General features: G+C 36.0%; 18 protein-coding genes. 11 read left to right on the top strand and 7 right to left on the bottom strand.

The features are described 5' to 3' along the window. Positions 1-189 precede the first annotated feature (189 nt). The 6 genes from LKL37_RS07635 (at position 190) to LKL37_RS07610 (ending at position 5,045) form a co-directional block, all read left to right on the top strand. Positions 190-555, top strand: coding sequence for a BlaI/MecI/CopY family transcriptional regulator (locus LKL37_RS07635; RefSeq protein WP_414845632.1), 366 nt, complete (start codon positions 190-192; stop codon positions 553-555). A 5-nt stretch (positions 556-560) separates the two neighbouring features. Then, a complete protein-coding gene (locus LKL37_RS07630) occupies positions 561-2,444 on the top strand; it encodes a M56 family metallopeptidase (RefSeq protein ID WP_431609961.1) in 1,884 nt (627 codons plus the stop codon). A gap of 63 nt (positions 2,445-2,507) precedes the next feature. Next, positions 2,508-3,398, top strand: a complete 891-nt coding sequence (locus tag LKL37_RS07625) for a GLPGLI family protein (protein ID WP_431609960.1) — start codon at positions 2,508-2,510, stop codon at positions 3,396-3,398. Between the two features lie 201 nt (positions 3,399-3,599). Beyond that, complete coding sequence (locus LKL37_RS07620; RefSeq protein WP_431609959.1) at positions 3,600-3,761, top strand: maltose acetyltransferase domain-containing protein; 162 nt, start codon at positions 3,600-3,602, stop codon at positions 3,759-3,761. Positions 3,762-3,943: 182 nt separating this feature from the next. After that, complete coding sequence (locus LKL37_RS07615; RefSeq protein WP_431609958.1) at positions 3,944-4,165, top strand: DapH/DapD/GlmU-related protein; 222 nt, start codon at positions 3,944-3,946, stop codon at positions 4,163-4,165. 19 nt (positions 4,166-4,184) lie between these two features. Continuing rightward, positions 4,185-5,045 carry a GLPGLI family protein gene (locus LKL37_RS07610; RefSeq protein ID WP_431609957.1) on the top strand — a complete coding sequence of 287 codons (861 nt, stop codon included), beginning with the start codon at positions 4,185-4,187 and terminating at the stop codon, positions 5,043-5,045. A gap of 71 nt (positions 5,046-5,116) precedes the next feature. Here the strand turns inward: LKL37_RS07610 and LKL37_RS07605 are convergent, their stop codons facing one another. Continuing rightward, positions 5,117-6,109, bottom strand: a complete 993-nt coding sequence (locus LKL37_RS07605) for a serine hydrolase domain-containing protein (protein WP_431609956.1) — start codon at positions 6,107-6,109, stop codon at positions 5,117-5,119. Between the two features lie 125 nt (positions 6,110-6,234). After that, positions 6,235-6,888 (bottom strand): fructose-6-phosphate aldolase, encoded by a 654-nt coding sequence (gene fsa, locus LKL37_RS07600; protein WP_105703618.1) that lies wholly within the window; start codon positions 6,886-6,888, stop codon positions 6,235-6,237. Between the two features lie 252 nt (positions 6,889-7,140). Here fsa and LKL37_RS07595 point away from each other — a divergent pair, with 252 nt between their 5' ends. Further along, positions 7,141-7,629, top strand: coding sequence for a YdeI/OmpD-associated family protein (locus LKL37_RS07595; RefSeq protein ID WP_431609955.1), 489 nt, complete (start codon positions 7,141-7,143; stop codon positions 7,627-7,629). Positions 7,630-7,688: 59 nt separating this feature from the next. Here the strand turns inward: LKL37_RS07595 and LKL37_RS07590 are convergent, their stop codons facing one another. Further along, the gene (locus tag LKL37_RS07590; protein ID WP_431609954.1) at positions 7,689-8,225 is read right to left on the bottom strand and encodes a tetratricopeptide repeat protein; all 537 of its coding nucleotides are present in this window, start codon (positions 8,223-8,225) and stop codon (positions 7,689-7,691) included. A gap of 195 nt (positions 8,226-8,420) precedes the next feature. Here LKL37_RS07590 and pepE point away from each other — a divergent pair, with 195 nt between their 5' ends. The 4 genes from pepE to LKL37_RS07570 all read left to right on the top strand — a co-directional run bounded on the left by pepE (position 8,421) and on the right by LKL37_RS07570 (position 12,627). Then, a complete protein-coding gene (pepE, locus tag LKL37_RS07585; protein ID WP_431609953.1) occupies positions 8,421-9,113 on the top strand; it encodes a dipeptidase PepE in 693 nt (230 codons plus the stop codon). Next, entirely contained in the window at positions 9,113-9,973 is an 861-nt protein-coding gene (locus tag LKL37_RS07580) for a hypothetical protein (protein WP_431609952.1), read from the top strand. Before pepE ends, LKL37_RS07580 begins: the two co-directional genes overlap by 1 nt. 97 nt (positions 9,974-10,070) lie before the next feature. Then, a complete protein-coding gene (gene dacB / locus LKL37_RS07575) occupies positions 10,071-11,444 on the top strand; it encodes a D-alanyl-D-alanine carboxypeptidase/D-alanyl-D-alanine endopeptidase (RefSeq protein WP_431609951.1) in 1,374 nt (457 codons plus the stop codon). Positions 11,445-11,451: 7 nt separating this feature from the next. After that, entirely contained in the window at positions 11,452-12,627 is a 1,176-nt protein-coding gene (locus LKL37_RS07570; protein WP_431609950.1) for a sensor histidine kinase, read from the top strand. Between the two features lie 79 nt (positions 12,628-12,706). On the opposite strand, the gene LKL37_RS07565 is transcribed toward LKL37_RS07570, so the two are convergent. The 4 genes from LKL37_RS07565 to tatC form a co-directional block, all read right to left on the bottom strand. Beyond that, entirely contained in the window at positions 12,707-14,563 is a 1,857-nt protein-coding gene (locus LKL37_RS07565) for a PDZ domain-containing protein (protein ID WP_431609949.1), read from the bottom strand. A 133-nt stretch (positions 14,564-14,696) separates the two neighbouring features. Next, complete coding sequence (locus LKL37_RS07560; protein WP_431609948.1) at positions 14,697-16,328, bottom strand: M1 family metallopeptidase; 1,632 nt, start codon at positions 16,326-16,328, stop codon at positions 14,697-14,699. A 133-nt stretch (positions 16,329-16,461) separates the two neighbouring features. After that, on the bottom strand, positions 16,462-19,422 hold the full coding sequence (locus tag LKL37_RS07555; protein ID WP_431609947.1) for a reprolysin-like metallopeptidase: 2,961 nt from the start codon (positions 19,420-19,422) through the stop codon (positions 16,462-16,464). Positions 19,423-19,690: 268 nt separating this feature from the next. Further along, positions 19,691-20,518, bottom strand: a complete 828-nt coding sequence (tatC, locus tag LKL37_RS07550; protein ID WP_431609946.1) for a twin-arginine translocase subunit TatC — start codon at positions 20,516-20,518, stop codon at positions 19,691-19,693. Between the last annotated feature and the right edge of the window lie 47 nt (positions 20,519-20,565).

The following is a 20,565-nucleotide window of genomic DNA, read 5'->3' as shown; positions in this document are numbered from 1 at the left end:
TTCATTAAAAATTTAATAAATTTTAACTATTTTTATATTACTGATATTCAGCAAGTTGTGTTTTTGAGTTGTTTATCACTAAAAAAATAGTTGTTTGATTCATTTTTATTTCTACATTTGTATAACTAATTTATTAGTGATATAGAATACAATGATTGTATATCACTATAATTAATAAATGAACAGGATATGAAAATTCAGACTCTAACAAAAGCAGAAGAACAGGTAATGCAGTATTTATGGAAATTAGAAAAAGGCTTCCTGAAGGATGTGCTTGATCTTTTTCCGGAACCTAAACCGCATACCAATACGGTTTCTACCATTTTAAAAGTATTGAAGGATAAAGAGTTTGTAGATTATGATGTACATGGAAGACAGCATGAGTATTTTCCTTTGGTTTCAAAAGAACAGTACTCCGGGAAAACGATGAAGAGCCTTGTGAAAAACTATTTTAAGGGTTCTTACAAAAGCGCCGTTTCATTTCTGGTAGAAAAAAATGAGATGACAGTAGAAGACCTTGAGATGTTATTAGATGAACTCAAAAAGAAAGACTAAGACCTATGGAAGCAATACTTTTATACTTTGGGAAAACTATTTTATGTTCGGGTGTAACGTTTTTGTACTATCAGTTGTCTTTAAAAGACAAGACATTCCATCATTATAACAGATTTTATCTGCTGGCAGCAATCGTAATATCACTTTTATTGCCACTCATCAGGGTAGACGATTTTACGATAGAAGTAAATAATGATATGTATATGCTTCTTGACAAAATTCAGAATTTTAACACAGAAAAAAACATAGACAATGGTAACCTTTATTTTAACATTATTTTTTCAGCTCTGGGACTGGTTTCTTTCTATTTTTTAGGAAAGCTGCTGTATGGGATTTTCAAAATCCAGCAGTTTAAAAACCAATTTCAGAAAGAAAGTTTTGACGGGATCAATTTTTACCGTACAGACCTTACCGAAGCTCCATTTTCTTATTTTAAAAACCTGTTCTGGAAGAATACAATCACCCTGCATTCTGATATCGGAAAACAGATTTTAAAGCATGAAATGGTACATATTGAGCAGAAACACTCTTTTGATAAGATCTTTATCGAGATTATTACCTCTGTTTTCTGGTTCAATCCGTTCTTTCATCTCATTAAAAGAGAAATTAATTTAATCCATGAATATCTGGCTGATAAAAAAGCCGTAAAACAATCGGACACCAAAGCATTTGCGCAGATGCTTTTAGCAAGCCACTTTTCCGGAACACAGTTGCCTGTTACCAGTCCGTTTCTAAGTTCAAACCTTAAAAAGAGACTTAAGATGTTACAAAAACCAAAAACCAAATTCGGATATGCGCGAAGAATTTTTGCATTACCGGTTGTATTCTCTATAGCTTTTGCTTATCTGGTAAATGCTAAAAACAGAGAAATTGAAGAAACGAATCTTTCTATAAAAAAAGTAGTTTCAGAAATCAAGAAAGATACGATAAGACCTGAAAAATCTGGTCAGGAAAAAATTGCAGAACTGAAAACCGTATCGCCTGAAGACCATACAAAAATTGCAGGTCTTGAAAAGAAAATAAAAGAAAAAGAAAAAGAGCTGGAAGGTTTAGATCCTGAAAGTGATCTCTTCAGTGATAAAATAGAAGAAATAAGCAATCTGGCATCAGAGATAGGAGAGGTAGCCTCAAAAGTTGAAGTTGATCAGTATTTCAATTCTGCGGAATGGAAAAATCAGATGAAGGAGCTCGAAAATATGGAACCTCTTAGTAAAAAAGATCTCCGTAAAATAGAAAGAGCAGCAAAAAAAGCGGAAAGAGCGGCTGAAAAAATAGGAAAAATGCAAGTTCCTGTACCTCCTAAAGCGCCAAAAGAACCGAAAATAACCTATTTTAAAACAAACAAAATTGTTAATTATAAAGATTTAAGCGCTAAAGAGAAAGAAGAAATAAGTAAAGCAATGGCTGAAGCTAAAAAAGCAATGGCCGAAGCAACCAAAGCCAGAGTAGAGGGAGATAAAGCACGAATGGAAGGTGATAGAGCAAGAGCAGAAGGAGATAGAATAAGAGTAGAGAGCGAAAGAATCAGGATTGATGGAGACAAAATCCGAAGAGAAGTTGAAAAAGCCCGTGCAGAAGCCGAAAAAAGATCAGCAAGCTTCAGAGACGGTACCTTTATTAAAGTAAGCAGCGGTTCACCTGGAGTTATTGTAATGAATGCAGATTTTATCAAAAAAGACGGCAACGGAAACATTGCAATGAATGGGGTGAAGAAGTTTAAAATATCCGGTACTGATGACGTAAAATATAAATATTATATTGACGGAAGAGAAGTTTCTCAGGATGATGTGAACTCATTAGATACAAAGAATATCTCGAGAGTGAATGTCAACACTCAGAAGACAGGAGATTCTAAGCAAGGAGAAGTAAGAATCGAGACAAAGAAATAAAGTTCCATCAGGCTTTGTTAATTTCAGATTGGCAAAGCCTTTTTACTAATATTTAAATAAATTATGGAAAAAAAATATTTGATTTTATTAGCATTCTTAGGGGTGTTTGCCAACGCGCAGGTCAACAGATTTTTTTACGATTATAAATATATATCTGATTCTACCAATAAAGCAGACGTGAAAAGTGATGTTATGTTTCTGGATATTGATAAAAACGGATCCAAATATTACAGCAGAGAAAAATTTGTATCAGATTCCGCAACAAAAGCAGATATTGCCAAGCAGATGAAAGGAGGATTCGGAGGTAGTATTAATATCAAAAGAAATATAAAGCCAGGAACAATATCCTCAACAGTTATAAAAAAATATCCGGATTACAGTGTTTCATTCTCTGAAAATATTGGGAATACCGCTTATAAAATGCCTGAAGATCAAAAACCTGAATGGAAAATTCTTCCTGAAAAGCAGAAAATCGGAGAATATAATGCACAGAAAGCAACCACCAACTATGGAGGGCGAAGCTGGATTGCATGGTTTACAACAGATATTCCATTTCAGGATGGTCCTTATAAATTTTATGGACTGCCAGGACTGATTGTTAAAATTGAGGACAAAACAGGTTCTCATGTTATGACTCTGATTGGTAACAAGAAAACAGAAGCTGCATCGCAGGAAGATGTGCAGATACCCGGTCTTACTACCATAGGTTTAGGAGGTAAAGAAATAGAGATCAGCAAAAAGCAGTTTAAAAAAGCCTGGAAAGACTATCTGCTGGATCCTACAAAAGATATGAAACAGACCATGAGTACACTTCCGGCAGGAGCTGTAGTGCAAATGAAAAATCAGGATGGTAAAAGCATTGACATGAATGAAGTGTATAGAAACATGGAAAAAAGGGCAAAAGAAGACCGATTAAAAAATAATAATAAAATAGAACCGGATTTGTTCAAGTAAAATTATATATTTTCTAATATCAGCGGGATGGCAAGAGTGTCATCCTGTTTTTGTTTTTTTAGATAATACAAATCTTGGGTACAGAGGTTAATGATAAATGTCAACTAAGTTTATCAAAACAGATTTCTTATCTTTCAATAAGCAATAAGCAATAAGCAATAAGCAATAAGCAATAAGCAACAATAATCAACGTTATATCTCATGACAGAAAAGGAAAAATGTGCAGCCGGACTTTTATACAATGCCAATTATGATAAAGAATTAATTCAGGAACGGATAGCATGTAAAGATCTGTGCCAGGAGTATAACGGATTGAAAAACTCTGATGCAGAAAACAGATACAAACTTCTCAAAAAATTATAGGAAACGTTAAAGAAAATATCTGCATAGAACCCAATTTCTGGTGTGATTACGGCTATAATATAAAAGTAGGAGAGAACTTCTATGCCAATCATAATCTTGTTATTTTAGATTGTGCCAAAGTAGAGTTTGGGGACAACGTATTTATCGGTCCGAACTGCAGTTTTTATACAGCAGGACATCCGTTGGATGCAGAACAGAGAAATGAAGGTTTAGAATATGCACACCCAATCAAAGTAGGCAATAATGTGTGGCTGGGAGGAAATGTGGTTGTGCTTCCGGGAGTTTCTATCGGAAACAATTCCGTGATTGGAGCAGGAAGTGTAGTGACGAAAGATATTCCGGAGAATGTAGTGGCAGTAGGAAACCCTTGTAAGGTTGTAAAAAATATAGCAGAAAAAAACTAAAAACTATATCAAACTAACCATGAAAAAAGTAATCATTCTATTCAGTCTGATAATGGCTGTGATGGCTAATGCCCAAAATCAAAGATTTATTTACGAGTATAAATTTATTACAGACTCTACCGCCAGGGATAAACAGGAAACAGAAGTCATGTATCTTGAAGTAGTACCTAAAGGATCCAAATTTTACAGCAAAGACTACTTTCAGTCAGACTCCACCATGCAGGCCATGGTAGCAAAAGATACCCAAAGTCTGAATATTAATCTCGGAAATTTTAAATTTAAAGGTAAAATACGCTACAATATTGAAAAAATGTACCCGGATTATTCTACCAATTTCTTTACTGCACTAGGTTCTGACGAATATCAGGTTCAGGAAAACAGAAAACAAAACTGGAAAATTCTGCCGGAAAAAGAAAAAATAGGTGAGTTTAATGCACAGAAAGCGGTTTGTGATTTCGCCGGAAGAAAATGGACGGCGTGGTTCACAACAGATCTTCCCATTCAGGATGGACCGTATAAATTTTATGGACTTCCTGGGCTGATTGTAAAAGTGGAAGATAATACCCATTCTCATTCATTCGAATTAAAAGGAAGCCAGAAACTTCCGGCTGGATATGAATGGAAAAGTACCAAAGATAAGGAACGTTATAACCCTCTGGTGACAATCAATGAAGCAAAGTTTAAAAAAGCGCTTAACGACTACCGTCTGGATCCGATGAAAAGCCAGAAACAGATGCTGGCACAAGGAACTATTATTGAAATGAGAGACAGTTCAGGAAAAGTACTGGATCCGATAAAGGCCAGCAGAGATCAGGAAGCTAAAGCGAAGGCCAATATTAAAAGACAAAATAATATTCTTGAATTGGATCTGATAAAATAGATCTGTTTTATCATAAAAGCAAAGGGCAGTCTCAGGAGAAATATAATGTAACTCTTGAGGCAGCCTTACGTTTATTGTAAAATCTTATTCCAGAGCTCTCTGTGAAATTTTATCATATTGCTGTATGCATTCGGGTTTTCTCCCATTCTGATAATAATGAGATTCTTACTGGGAACAATATCAAGGATCTGTCCGTTTTTACCCAAAGCACAAAACATATCTTTGGGAGCATCAGGAACCAGTGACTGGTTGAAAGACTGTTCAAATCCGGGAACTCTTATACTGTTTTTCCCATTAAGCCACCACAAATAGCCATAAGAAGGATTGACTTCCTGAGAAGTGTCTGTCATCTGCTGAAAGTAACTGTCGTATTGATAATAGACTTTATCATTTAATTTTCCTTTATTTAAAACAAGCTTTCCGAATTGCAAAAAACTCTTTGCATTACTGGAAAATACAAGACCGTTTTCATAAGGAATCCATTTTCCGGAAATACCAGAGTCTGAGAGCTTTTCAGAAGTATACTGATCAATGCTTTTACGACTTGCTTTTTCGATTACTTTTGCCAGCTGAGAATAGGCTGAGGTATCATAATACCAGAAGCTTCCTGCCGGATTTTTCATAGTAAAACAGTTTCCGTAATTGCAGGTTTGATCCTGAGAATAGTCAAGTCCGGAAGTCATGGTCAGAAGAGTTCTGATCGTGATTTTATCTTCAGAATTCTTATCCATTCCGGTCCATTTTCCCAGATATTTCGATACTGGATCGTTGATGTTTAATAAATTCTCCTGTTGGGCAATTCCGATAAGAACAGCCGTAAGAGATTTCCCTGCAGAAGCCCAATACCAATTGGAATTTTCATCGAAGGGCTCTTTGTCTATAATTTTTGTTCCGAAATATTGTTCATTAATGATTTTTCCATCCTGAAAAATGAGAAAAGCACGGCTCTTGTTTTCAAGATTAAATTGATTAAGCTGCTCCAGTTTTTCTTTTGAAAAAGTAATGTTTTGAGAGAACCCGAAAACAAAAGAAAATAATGCCAATAGAAGAATACTTTTTTTCATGGCTCTTTTTGTTTTTGATTCGGATACCATCCATTAGTTAAATTTGAAAATAATTCAAGGTTGATACCAAAGAAAAATCCCGGAACGACGTTCCGGGATTTTTATATCTGAATAGGGATCAGTGATTATGCTAATTTCTGAGAATCTGCAATAAACTGAGCCAGTCCGCTGTCTGTTAATGGGTGCTTCAATAAGCTCAAGATCGGAGGAAGTGGAGATGTAATAACATCTGCTCCAATTTTAGCACAGTCGATGATGTGCATTGAGTGACGGATAGAAGCTGCTAAGATTTCAGTTTCGTACATATAGTTATCGAAAATCAATCTGATTTCCTGGATAAGGTTCAGACCGTCTGTAGAAATATCATCTAATCTTCCTAAGAATGGAGAAACATAGTTAGCTCCTGCTTTTGCTGCCAAAAGAGCCTGCCCAGGAGAGAAGATCAATGTACAGTTCGTTTTGATTCCTTTATCAGAAAAATATTTTAAAGCTTTGATACCGTCTTTGATCATTGGGATTTTTACAACGATATTTGGGTGAATAGCAGCCAATTCGTCTCCTTCCTTAATCATTTCTTCATACGTTGTAGAAAGAACTTCCGCAGAAATATCTCCGTCTACAAGTTCGCAGATCGTTTTGTAGTGATTTCTGATTGCTTCAGCTCCCTGAATACCTTCTTTAGCCATTAATGAAGGGTTGGTAGTTACACCATCCAAAATTCCAAGATCTCTGGCTTCCTTGATTTGCTCTAAATTAGCTGTGTCAATAAAAAATTTCATTTTGATAAATAGATTTATTGTTACAAAGATAGGGAATTAATTGGGTTCTGAGATATGAATTTTGAGTTACGGAGTTAAGGGTAAGAGGGTTTGAGTGTAGGAGAGTTTGAGAGTGAGAGGGTTTTAGTGAATGAAAAAAATAATTTTATGTTGATCTTAAACCAAATAGTTATTTTTGCTTCTAGCTTCTAGCTTCTAGCTTCTAGCTTCCAGCTTCCAGCTTCTAGCTTCTAGCTTTTAAATTTGCCATCCATGAAAAAAAACAGTTTCACAGCCACATTGGAAATCATAGGAATCAATCCTTTTGTTTTTATTCCGGAAGAAATTTTGGAAACGATTTTTGATGAATCAGGAAGAAATAAAAGTCCTATTGCTGTAAAAGGAACCGTGAATGGGAAAGAATTTAAGCAAAACCTAATGAAATACCTGGGAGAGTGGAGGCTGTATATCAACCTGACCATGTTGAAAAATTCTCCAAAGAGAATAGGAGAAGTCATTGAAGTCGTTGTGGTGTATGATGATTCGGACAGAAGTATCTCTATCCATCCTCAATTAGAAAAAGCAATCAGAGAAAGTGCTCTGGCAACAGAAAATTTCAAAAACCTGATTCCATCAAGAAGGCATGAGCTGATCCGTTATATCAATAATTTAAAAACTGAAGCCAGTATTCAGCGGAATATTGAGAAAATAATCCGGCACTTACACGGTGAAACAGACTTTTTTGGGAAGAAAATAGAATAATTACAAGCATGGCATCATTTATAAAAAAAGACCGGAAAAACTTTCCGGTCTTTTTTTTACTAAGAATTTAATGTTTTGCTAAGTTTCACAGCATCCTGGTTGGTAGGATCATACTGTATCGACTTGGCGATGTGTTCTTTTGCTTTATTAGGATCAGTTTGCTGTTCTGTAAAGGCAAGATAGAAATAAGCATAGGCCAGATTCTTCTTATTTTGCTCTACTTCTTCAGGTTTTACTGTTGCAATATACTTTTCGTAAGCAATTTTTGCATTGGCATCATCTTTTGCAGACTGATAGGCATAGGCCTGGCTGTAATAAGACGGAGCCCAGTCCGGTAGTAAAACAGATATTTTCTTCCAGGTATCAATGGCATTCGGCCAGTCTGAAGCTTCCTGATAAGCGTTAGCCAATTTTGCTAATGATTCTGCATCCTTTGGATTGGCTGCAATCTGTTTTTTAAGACCCTCAATCGTTGGGTTAGTTGTTTGACTTGTTGTTGCCGAAGTTTCCGGCTGAGTCGTTTGTGCATTTACAAGACTTACACTTCCTGCTAGTATTAATCCTAAAAAAAGATTTCTACTATTAATTTTACTCATTTTCATAATCTTATATTTTAAATTCATAATCTAAAATTCAAGAATAATTCCACAAAACCATAAATTTTAGAGGCTTTAAGGTTTTTTAGAAAATATTAACGGGAAATAGTATTTTTTTAGATTAATTTTTGATTCGTTGATCTTTGAGGCTATCTTTGTGGTTCATTTTTTTAATAATACATATAATTTCGTGGTATGAATATCATATTAGCTTCAACATCCACACTTTTTGGTGGAGAATATCTGGAATACTTAAGAGAAGAATTAATTCAACTGTATAAAGGAATTGACGAAATTGTGTTTATCCCTTTTGCAAGACCAGGCGGGATTTCCCATGATGATTATACTGCAAAAGCCCGTTCTTTCTTTGAAACGATCAATATAAAAGTAAAAGGACTTCATGAATTTGAAGATAAACAAGAAGCCATTCATCAGGCAAAAGGTTTTTTTACCGGAGGCGGAAATACTTTTTTATTGGTTAAAACATTACACGAAGAAGGTTTGATGTCTGTCCTAAAAGAAAATGTATCTGGAGGGAAAGCCTATCTTGGATGCAGCGCAGGAAGCAATATCGGAGGTCAGAATATGAAAACAACCAATGATATGCCGATTGTATATCCGCCAAGTTTCGACTGTATGGGATTGGTGCCTTTTAATATTAATCCACACTATCTTGATCCTAATCCGGATTTGAAGCATAACGGAGAAACCAGAGAAACCCGTATTCAGGAGTTTCTTACCCAAAATGATATCAAAGTAGTAGGTCTTAGAGAAGGAAACTGGATCAGAAGAACTGGAAATTCAATAACCGTTGAAGGAAGTGAACTGACAAGAATTTTTGAAAAAGGTAAAGAACCTTACGAAATAGAAGCAGGAAGCAGTCTTTAATGAACAAAGAAGAAATTAATCTTTTTGTAGAACGTAATCTGACCAATTTTTCAGTGAACAGTACCGGATGGGAGGACCTGATCCGGAAACTGTTATTTGAATTTGCGATTGCAGGCTGGAATCTGGAACACCGTGTTTTTGGCAAAGAAAAGTTTGGTGAATTGAGATGCAACACCTATTCTGAAGACGAAACACTTAATAACAGGCTTAAAAATATCAAAGACAAATATTCGAAATTGTCTGAGAAAACTTGTGAGATCTGTGGTAGTGAAGGAAAAATGAGAACAATAGGTTCATGGCAGACAACGTTATGCCTGACCCATTTTCTGGAACAGCAGCCCGTTATTGAAATTGATGACCAGCATAATGTCAAACTTCATAACAAGACAGTTCTGAATATTAAAAACTTGGTGAAAGCTGATGTAGAATATGATCTTCAAAAGTTAGTGCTTTACACGGGACATAATGACTTGGAAGGACAAAAATATTTTTCGTGGCAGGAGCCTAATTATTATCTGCTTTTAAAAGCAATTCCCCTTTCACTTTTTCCGAAAGACAGGCAAAGTGAAATTTCGATGTTGTTTCAAAGCCTTAATGATTGTGAGATATGTGGTCATAAAGCTGTGTATCAAAGAAACTGTCTGCGCTGTCATCAGGAACCATGGAATGATTCGGGCTATTTTATTGAGGATTATGGAGACAAATCAAATTATATAAAAGAATGCCAGATGGATATTTTTTTAGATGAAGATGATTACGAGAAATACTTTAAGCATGACCGATCGTTTGAAAATTCTCCTGAACATCAGATTCTTTTCAGTTCCGATGATCTCAGGGAGTATGAAAAGCTTTTATTTTAACTATATTTGATTTAGAATTTAAATAAATGAAAAGGCGGCAGATACTACCAGGAATATGTATTTGAAACCTAAACATTTAGACTCAAACAACAATGCAATGAAAAAAACACTTGCTGTTCTCACGCTTTCTGTACAGATGGTAGCTGCGCAGAATATTGCCCAGAAATTAGACAAAGCAACAAAGGATCTTATGGATTCTTCAGGAGCGGTTTCTTCCAGTTTATCTTTTTATGTTTCAGATGAAAATGGCAACTTTATATACGAATATCAAGGGAGCAGGGGACTTTCTACTGCTTCTACACAGAAAATTTTTACCGCAGGTGCCGCACTGGAAACTTTAGGAAAAAATTATACTTTTACAACAACCTCCAGTTATTCCGGGAATATATCCGGAGGAACGCTGAACGGAAATCTTTTTATCAGTTCCAACGGTGATCCTACATTGGGAAGCTGGAGATACGATGCCTATAAACCTGAAAATTTTAAAAAGAAACTGATTGATGCTATTAAAAATTCAGGAATAATAAAAATATCAGGCGATCTTGTGATTGATGACTCTTATTTTGATCATCAGACGATTCCGGGAGGCTGGCCGTGGGATGATCTTGGAAATTACTATGGAGCAGGAGTTTGGGGAATCAACTGGAAAGAAAATCAGTTTGACATCAATATCAACGGAACAGATTTTAAGAGCTTTTCTTATCCTTTGGAAGGTGTAAAATGGCTGAATGATCTGAAGGCCGGCGGCAGTTCAGACCAAAGCCTTATCTTCACAGCCCCTCATTCTAATGTAGCCTTAATTAACGGAATGCTTCCGGCAGGAAAAACGGTAACGGTTTCAGGATCTACTCCTAATCCACCATTACAGCTGGCTGCAGAAATAAAACAATGGCTGAAAGAATCAGGAATTGAACTTTCAGGAAAAGCGGTGACGAATTCACAGCTTGAAACAGAAGGGAAACAAGCTTTGGAAGCTCCTAAAAATAATATTCTTCTCACTTATCAGTCGCCGACTCTGGACAAAATCGTGTATTGGTTTCTGAGAAAAAGTGTTAATCTGTACGGTGAGACCCTAATTAAAACTTTAGGAAAGGAGAAAAAAGGAAATTCAAGTTTCAAAAGCGGGGTTTCTTACCTGAAAGAATTCTGGAAATCAAAAGGAATTAATCCTAATATGATCAATTTTGCTGATGGAAGCGGGCTTTCACCACAGAATTATGTAGCAGCAAAAGCAGAAGTACAGGCGCTGTTATATGCGAAAAAGCAATCCTGGTTCGATGCTTATTACGACGGGTTTCCCGTTCAGGATAATGGAATGAAGATGAAGAGCGGAACCATGAGAGATACCAAATCTTTTGCAGGATATCACACCGCAAAAGATGGAAAAAAATATGTATTTTCGATTATTATCAACAACTATCAGGGAAGTGGGAATGCAGAGCTGCAGAAAATTCTGAATGTTTTAAAATAAAATACCTTTGAGAAAATCCATACTTACAAGGCTGAATAACTGGATCATTTTTGTGGTCATGACTACTTTGGTGATTGCCATTGTAGTGGCCTCCACATCCCTTATTAATTTTCTCAGAAAAGAGGAGATCAAAAGGATCAGTCTTCTTTCCAAAGCGATAAGAATACAGCAGGAAGTGAAAACTCCTGATACGGATGTTCTGGACCTTTTGCCGGATATCCTCAATATCAACAATACGATTCCGTTTATTGTAACGGATAAATTTAAAAACCCGATTCTCGATCTGGGATATTACAGAAATATTCCCGAAAGTACCATTAAAGATCCTGAGAAACTTCAGGATCTGATCCGGAATATGGAGAAAAATTATGATCCCATCGAGATTAAAGTGCCGGACGGAAATAACCAGTTTGTGTACTACGACAACTCTCGTATGCTGAATAATCTTCGGTATTCGCCTTATATTTTAGGATTATTTATTTTACTATACTTCGGTTTCTCTTTCTGGTTTTTCAGAACAATCAAAAAGACCGATGAAGGATATCTTTGGGCAGGTCTGGCTAAAGAAACTGCTCATCAGATCGGAACTCCCTTATCTTCGATGATTGGCTGGATGGAAATCATGAAGCTTGATAATCCTGAATCAGAAGGAGTGCATGAGATAGAAAAAGATATTGAAAGGCTTAGAACTATTTCTGAAAGATTCTCAAAAATAGGTTCTGTTCCAGAGCTGAACGATAGGAATTTCAATGAAACCATTCGGGAGAATTATGATTATTTAAAAACCAGAATTTCCAGAAAAGTCAATTTTACGTTGAACCTTCCCAATTATACCGTTTTGGTTCCTCATAATAAAATTCTGATGAGCTGGGTGATTGAAAATCTGGTAAAAAATGCTGTGGATGCAATGAAAGGTGAAGGTGCTATTACCATGTCCGTTTTTGAAAGAAACAAAAATATCCTTATTGAAGTAAAAGACAATGGAAGCGGAATGACTAAGCAGCAAGCAAGAAATGCTTTTAATCCAGGATATTCTACCAAAAAAAGAGGCTGGGGATTGGGATTGTCATTAGCAAGAAGAGTAATTCATGAATACCACAACGGAGATATCAAGATCTCTCAGACTGAGGTAGGAAAGGGTAGTACCTTTAGAATAACCATCAGGAAAGGAGAGAATATTTAACTGGAAGTTAGTTTTACAAAAAGGTTTCTAAAGCCTATATTTAAAATAAAAAGCGAGGAAAATTTCCCCGCTTTTCTTATTATTTTTTACCAGTTAACCACTGGTTCTGTAGTTTCAGTTCTTCCGGAGTTGGATTCGCCTTAAATGAAAGCGTTTCCATGGTCATTTTATCCAGAATAGCTTTTCCTTTCAGCGTCATTTTCTCTTTCTTGCCGGCATTATCTCTTAAAATAGTTACCGTAACGTCTTGTCCATCTTTAATGGTTCTGGTATATTTAATAAAATCCTGTACATTTTTGATGTCTACCGTTTTTCCATCCAAAGCAAGTACCTGGTCAGTAATTTTGAATCCGATACTTTTTGCAAATGGAGACAAAGCAGAATGATCGTCAAAGGCAAATGCATTGGTCTTTTGATCAAAATCTGTTTCATTCGGGTTTTTAATGAACCAGAAAAGAGGCTGGCTTTCCTGCTTCTTAATATCTACACCCACCATGCTCAGATATTGTGCATAAGGGGTTGGCTGGTTTCCTGCAATATACTTGTTATAGAAATCTTTTACCTGAGGATATCCGGTTACCGTTACCAGTTCGTCTATCAGTTTATCATCTTTGAAAGGTTTGTTTTCACCAAATCTCTGAGATAATTTTCTGATCATATCACGATATCCCATTTCACCGTTAGAAAGCTTTCTAAGCTCGATGTCTAAACACATTGCCAGAAGAGCTCCTTTCTCATACACATTTCTGTACTGATCTTTATAAGGCTCAACTAATACATTTTTACTCATTACGGTAAATGGCATTGTGTCATCATAGCTCTTGGAGTTGGCAATTTTCTCACCCATTCTTTCAAGAAACTGATCTTTATCAATCAAACCTTCCTGAATCTGGAAAAGATTGGCAAAATATTCTGTTCCACCTTCGTACATCCATAAGTGCTGAGACATTTTCGGATCTGCATAATCGAAATAGTGAATCTCTTCTGAATGCGTTTTCAAAGGATTTACGGTATGGAAGAATTCGTGAGAAACTACATCTGTAATGGTTTTGTCAATGGCATCTTTCGGCATTCCTTCCGGAAGAACAACACTTGTAGATTCATGGTGTTCCAGTGCTCCAAAACCTTTCACTTTAGGCCCGTCACCACCGGAAAGATAAAGCATGATTGCATACTTTTTATTGGTATTCATATCACCCAAAAATTTCTTCTGAGCAATTACCATTTTCTCCAGATTTTCTTTGAAATCTGTGGCTTTGTATTTTCCAGTTGGAGAATATACGCCCAATACAAGATCCATTCCTCCTGCATTGAAGGTAATATAATCCGGTTTTGTATACATTAACGGAGAATCTGTTACCTTGGCATAATTAGCAAGAGTATAGGTATCTGTAGATTCAGATTTGTCCTGATCTACCAAAGCCGTTGTTCCGTAGAAATCTGTTGGCTTCTGAACGATAAGCTGATAAGGAACATCCTGCATATTATCTATATATCCAATGAACCCGTGGGTATTGATCATATATACTTTTCCTGCCTCAATATCTGTTCCTGACGGAGAAAATACTGCTTTATGCTTTGATGTATCTAATTCATCATCAAAACTGTCATTCACAAGATAAGAGATTTTGGAAAGTCCCTGAGCGTTTTTCAATGAATAGGTATTGTCATTTACTTTAGTGAAAGTAAGTTCTTTGCCTTTATTATCGTAAAATTTGATCCCTTCGATGAATCTTCCATAGTCGTCTACAGAATAAGTACCGGGAACCGTTTTTGGGAAATGAAATTTAACATCCCCGGATTTCATTTTCGGAAACTCCATGGTAACGGCTACTTTATCATCTTTTACATTGACCAGATCAATGGTTGTTTTTATAGACTGAGCATTTGCTAAAAAAGAAGCAAAAATACCGAGACTAAGTACTGTTTTTCTCATTAGGTTTACATTAATAGTTAAATAGTTGCTCTTTTTGTCATTTTGTTACGAAAGAAGTATTAAACTTTTCTTAAATTTTTAAAGTAAAAAGTGAAAAGGCAAATCTGCAGGTCTGCAAATTTGCCTTTTTCTTTTATTTATTATTGTAATAAGTGATATAATAGTTGGGATTAAACTCTACCGGACTATTCTTTTTAAGCTTTACAGTCTGCCATTCTTCAGTAGGATTGATCGTCTGATCTCCATTAATGATGATAGGTAATTTCAGGTTTTTTACCACATCTGTATAACGGAATTTTAAAGTATCCCCATTCTGATTATACTCAAGAGTAGGAATCTTTATTGTTCTCAGATACTGATCAAAAACAGTTGAGAAATCAATCCCTGATTTTGAGGAAATATAATTTTCAATCTGCTTGGTGGTAACAGTCTGATGATAAAAATCTTTATTCAAACCTCTTAAAATCTGTCTGAATTTTTCATCATTATTGATAACCTGTCTTATCGTATGAATCATGTTGGCTCCTTTCGGATACATATCTCCGCTGCCTTCATTTCTTACACCATACCGGCCAATAATAGGAACGTCATTGTCTATCAATTTCCTGATCCCTTGAACATAGATTTCAGAAGATTTTTTGTCCATATATTTTTCTGTGAAAAGAGTTTCTGAATAGTTGGTGAAACTCTCATGAATCCACATATCAGCCTGATCTTTTGCAGTAATATTGTTGGCAAACCATTCATGGCCGCTTTCATGAATAATAATGAAATCCCATTTTAATCCAACTCCCGTCCCTGAAAGATCTCTTCCAAGATAGCCGTTCTGATATTTGTTTCCATATGCCACATTACTCTGATGTTCCATACCAAGGTGAGGAGACTCTACAAGTTTGTATGAATCTTCATAAAACGGATACGGACCAAACCAGTATTCAAACGCTGAGAGCATGGGTTTTACCTGTTGAAATTGTTTTTTTGCCTTGTCTAGATTATAGTCAAGTACCCAATAATCCAAGTCCAGTTTTCCTTTTTCACCCTCAAATATATCTTTAAAATTTACATATTTTCCTATACTTGGGATAATAGAGTAGGCATTAATAGGGTTTTTCACTTCCCATGTATAAGTTGTCTTATTCCCCTCTGTCTTTTTGTTGGTAAGCCTTCCGTTTCCAACTCCCACAAGATCATTAGGCGTAATGATATTCATGACAATACCATTGTCAGGTTCGTCGCTCCAGATATCTTTGGTAGGAAGCCATATGGATGCTCCTATTCCTTCATCTGCAGCAGTCATCCATGGATTTCCTTTTTCATCTTTGGTGAAAACCCAGCCTCCATCCCATGGGGCGTTTTTAGCAATCGTAGGTTTCCCGGAATACAGAACATTGATGGTGTATTTTTCTCCTTTTTTGAATTTTTTATTGGCTGTAACCCAAATAAAATCTCCATCCTGCTTATAATTGGCAATCGGAAAACTTCCTTCCACTTTATCAGCTTTCATAGGCTGCTGAAGATCAATCTGGAAAATAGGATTGGTAACATCTTTTATAATCTCAAAGCTGATTATATTATTTCCTTTAATACTTCTCTGTTCGAAATCCGGTTCTACAGACAGATCATATTTTTTGACATCCCAAAAATTTCTGAACTTTGTATTGGATCCTTTTAAAGTATCTTGTTTGGTGAAAACTTTACCCTTCTCAAAGAACTGCCCGAAAGCCAGCCCTGAAACAAATAAGAGTGTATATGACAACTTTTTCATTTAAACTTTTATTAATAATCTTTTCAAAAGTATAAAATTAAATTAATAGCGACATGCCATAACTCAAATTAAATATAGATTTTGAACCATAAAAAAAGCCCGGTCATTGCCGGGCTGTAAATATGGGTTGGTTTTATTTTTTGATGAATTTCAGGTTGGTAGTGGTACCCTTATCGTCAATTGAAATAATATAAGCTCCTGTAATCAGTTTTGATACAGCAATTTTATTGTCTGTAATCTGACCATTCATTACAATTTGTCCTGCAGCATTAGTGATAGTATACTGAGCCTTGGATGAAACTTTAAGAACGTTCAGTACATCAGTTGCCGGGTTAGGGAAAATCTGGACTGTATTATTGTCTTTTGTTACATCTTTTGTGCTTAGAGCATCTTGAACAAGGATAGGGTAGTCTTCAGTTTCCCCATATTCAGGGCTGGTACAGGCATCCACAGGCTGAGTGTTGTAAGCCAGCATCACTCTCATAATGATATTTCCTCCGGTATATGCGTCATTAGGAACAGAGAATGTTCCCGAAACTGGAGTTAATTTATTAGGTACACTCGTATAGATCTTTTCAGAGCTTGAGAATACTCCGTCTTTATTGAAATCGATCCATGCAGTTACTCCTTCATTGTATTTGGTACCTGACCATTGTTTTGCTATACTGATGATGTTGCCTGAAGAACCTTTTTTAAGAGTAATCAGTTTAGTAGCATCGGTGGTGTAATTAGTGTAAGCTGATCCGACACTGTTATTCGAAACGGCAGCCATTCCGGTGGGAGTCACCGTAACATTGGATATAAATTCATCAGAAGGATCTGAAGAAACGGCGCATACGCTAAATGAAAGTGTTGTGAAATTAGTAGATGCGGAATAGGTTCCTGTTGTAGATTCACATACATTGGCTATTTGTACTTCATACTGTGTAGCTTCTTCTAATCCTGTAAAAGGATAAGAATTTGTAGTAACCGGAATAGTGGTCCATGCAGCACTTCCTGTTTTTCTGTATTGTAAAGAATAGGTAGCTCCTTGTAAACCAGACCAGCTTACGGTAGCAGAAGATTTGGTTATCCCTGAAACAGCAATTCCTGTTGGTGCTGCTGAAGAGCAGGCAGAAGCAGCTGAAACAGTAGCATTTCCAATAGCATAAAATACATTGTCAATAGCACTTACTCTTATCTTTACATTGGCTCCTGCAGCAAGCGTTGAAAATGAATACGGTTCTACTCCGTCATTGGGTGTTGATGCTGAAATAATGCTCCATGTATTTCCATTATCTGTTGTATAATCTATTTTAACATTTGCTACATTATAAATAGTATTATTGGTATTGGCTACATCCCAGGTAACAGCTCCGGATGTATTATTGTATACCGTAGATGAAGTGAGTTTAAACGGTCCGTCATTTCCTACATTTATTTTAACTAAACTGCTCTGAGTCTGCTGTTGGGTAACATCAGGGTTATTATCTCTAACAGTTACTTTAAAGTTCATTTCCCTGCTCACATTAGAAACCGTTTCCCAGTCCTGAGCATTGGTAAGATTTCCATTAAGAACACTGGATAATTTTGGGAAATAACGTGTTGGAGAATTAGTAGGCATCAGCGATCTGAAGTTTGCTCCATTCGTACGATTGGCATCTACATTATTAAATTTAGTAGTTGCAATATCATATTGTTCCCAGGTATAGGTCATAGGATCATTTTGAGCATCTGCAGCGCTGGCAGTCAGCACAAAAGCTGTTCCTTTGGGAATTGTTTTCGTAGGAATTGCCTGTATCACTGGTGGAGTATTGGCAACCGGAGTGGTAATCGCACAGTTTTGAGAGTTTACGTACTGTTGTATTTGTTCAATATTGAGTACGTGGAAATAAGCATCAGAATTCATTTGAACATTGGCAGCTGTAATTCCGGCATACCCCATAATTGTAGATCCTGATCCGGGTTCTATTGGACGGTCTGTTTGTGGGTGAATTACAGACATTGTATGGCGTCCTCCAAACTGATGTCCAAGTTCATGAGCTACATAATCAATATCAAAAGTATCACCAAAAGGTTGATCATTTATACTTGGAGAAGTGATTCCTGCTCCTTTTGAAGTATCATCATTATTATTGGCAGGGTTTCTACATACGTTTCCGATGTCACCGGCCGATCCTCCGCCACCTCTATGTCCGAAAAAATGACCTACATCATAAGCACCATTCCCTACACCGGCAGTATTGGTTAAAGTTTGCTGAACTTGCAGATTCCAGGCATCAGGTGCAGAAAAAGAACCGTTAGGATTTTGAACAACATCTGAGTAAGGGTCTGTGGCAGGATTCGTAAAAATAAGCTGTGGTAAATCCTGTACAATCAAATGAATTCCCAAATCCTTTTCATATACCCCGTTTACTCTGTTTATAGTAGCATTAATACGGGCTGCTGCTCCCGGAACACCTCCTGCTAATTGGGTATATTCACCATTTACAGAAACAGCCAGTCTATAAGTTCTGTATTTTTGGTCAGTACTTTTTTTTTGACTTCCTGCTTTTTCCAAAACACTCTTTGAATTGAGCAGCTTTTTCATTTGTTTTTTTGATTGCTCGGATTCCGTTATTTTACATTCAAAAGGGTGTCCGTCCGATGTTTTATTAGATTTAAAGAAAACTCCAAATACATCTTTTTCTTTGTTGATAGGCTCTATAAATTCATATAGACCTGTTTTGGTATCAAAAAGCATCGATTGAAAATCATTGGGTGCTGTACTGAATCTAACCTGTTTGCTTGGATTATCCAAACCTACCCCAGAATAAGCCCCTAACTGATATCTCTCAGCCATTGATTTTTCAACAACAGGCGAGCTGTACACAGAGAATCTTTCAACTCTTCCGTCAGTAGTAGGTAAAGAGACTACTACCGGACTTCCTTTTCCGGCTTCCGGAGCATTTTTTAAAAGCGCTCTCAGTGCACTAAGATCAAATTTGTAAGCATGAATGACATTCACTTCTTTCCTGATCGGAGTAATCTTTTGGGAGACGGGTTCCCAACGTTGTGCATGTAAATTCGTTAGTCCAATTGCTAAAGCAAAGACGAAAATAATTTTCTTTTTCATAAAATTAATATATTGATTTGGTTGTTTTTGTGAATTTTATGCAAATCTAATAAATTAAATGCGAAAAATTTATTAAATGTATTTATTTATTGTTTTTAGTTTAATTTAAAAATTAATAACTTTAATTATTCTTATTTAAAGAATTTTTTTTAATGAATTTCGATATTTAAAGAAAAAAAATACGTGTATGTATTGGGGTGAGTATGAAAAAAAAGAGCAGGTTTTCAATGGTGAAAACCTGCTCTTTTTTATATTTTAATTAATTAAACTATTTCTGTACTGCCGGAAGATTTCCGTTATTTTTCTGTGCTTTTTTATAGGTATAACTACACATCATAATACTGAATTCATAAAGAACAAGCAGTGGTAATGCAGCCATTATCATACTCAAAACGTCTGCCGGAGTAATAATTGCAGCTACTACCATGATCAAAACAATAGCATGACGACGGTATGTTTTCATAAACGCAGGAGTAAGAATTCCGATACTGGTAAGGAAATAAATCAGAATTGGAAAAAGGAAAATAACCCCCATACCCAAAACGACCTGTAAAAATAAAGTGGTATAATCACTCAGATCATAAAGCGGAACAATAATGTCTGAAATTTTAAAGATAACCCCAAAATTAACAGCAAACGGAAGGATTAAAAAATAACCGCATAATACTCCGGTCATGAAAAGCATCCATACCGCATTAATAATATAAATGGAATTCTTTCTTTCCTTCGGATGTAAAGCAGGACCAATAAAACGCCATAATTCCCATACAATATAAGGAAAAGCAGCTACCATCCCTCCAAAAATAGAAACAGCCATCATCACATTGAACTGCTGATATAATCTCTGTACACGAACAGGGAACTCTTTTGGAAGATGAATACTGTCTTCCCCTAAAATCATTCTTGAAAAATGATTAACAATTCTGAAGGTAGGGAAATCATTTCTGGTGGGTCCAAAAAAGATATGGTCCATAATCCAGTTGATATTAAAACCAACCACAAAAGCCGCAATTATGATAGCAATAATCGAACGGATCAGATGCCCTCTTAATTCTCCTATATGTCCAAGAAAGGACATGTCTTTACCATCACTCACAGAATAAAATTTTAAAGCACAAATTTATTAAAAAAAATGACAGAAGT

The sequence above is a fragment of the Chryseobacterium sp. 'Rf worker isolate 10' genome, assembly GCF_050753305.1.
Classification (GTDB): Bacteria; Bacteroidota; Bacteroidia; order Flavobacteriales; family Weeksellaceae; genus Chryseobacterium.
This window is presented reverse-complemented; position numbering and strand designations above follow the sequence as displayed.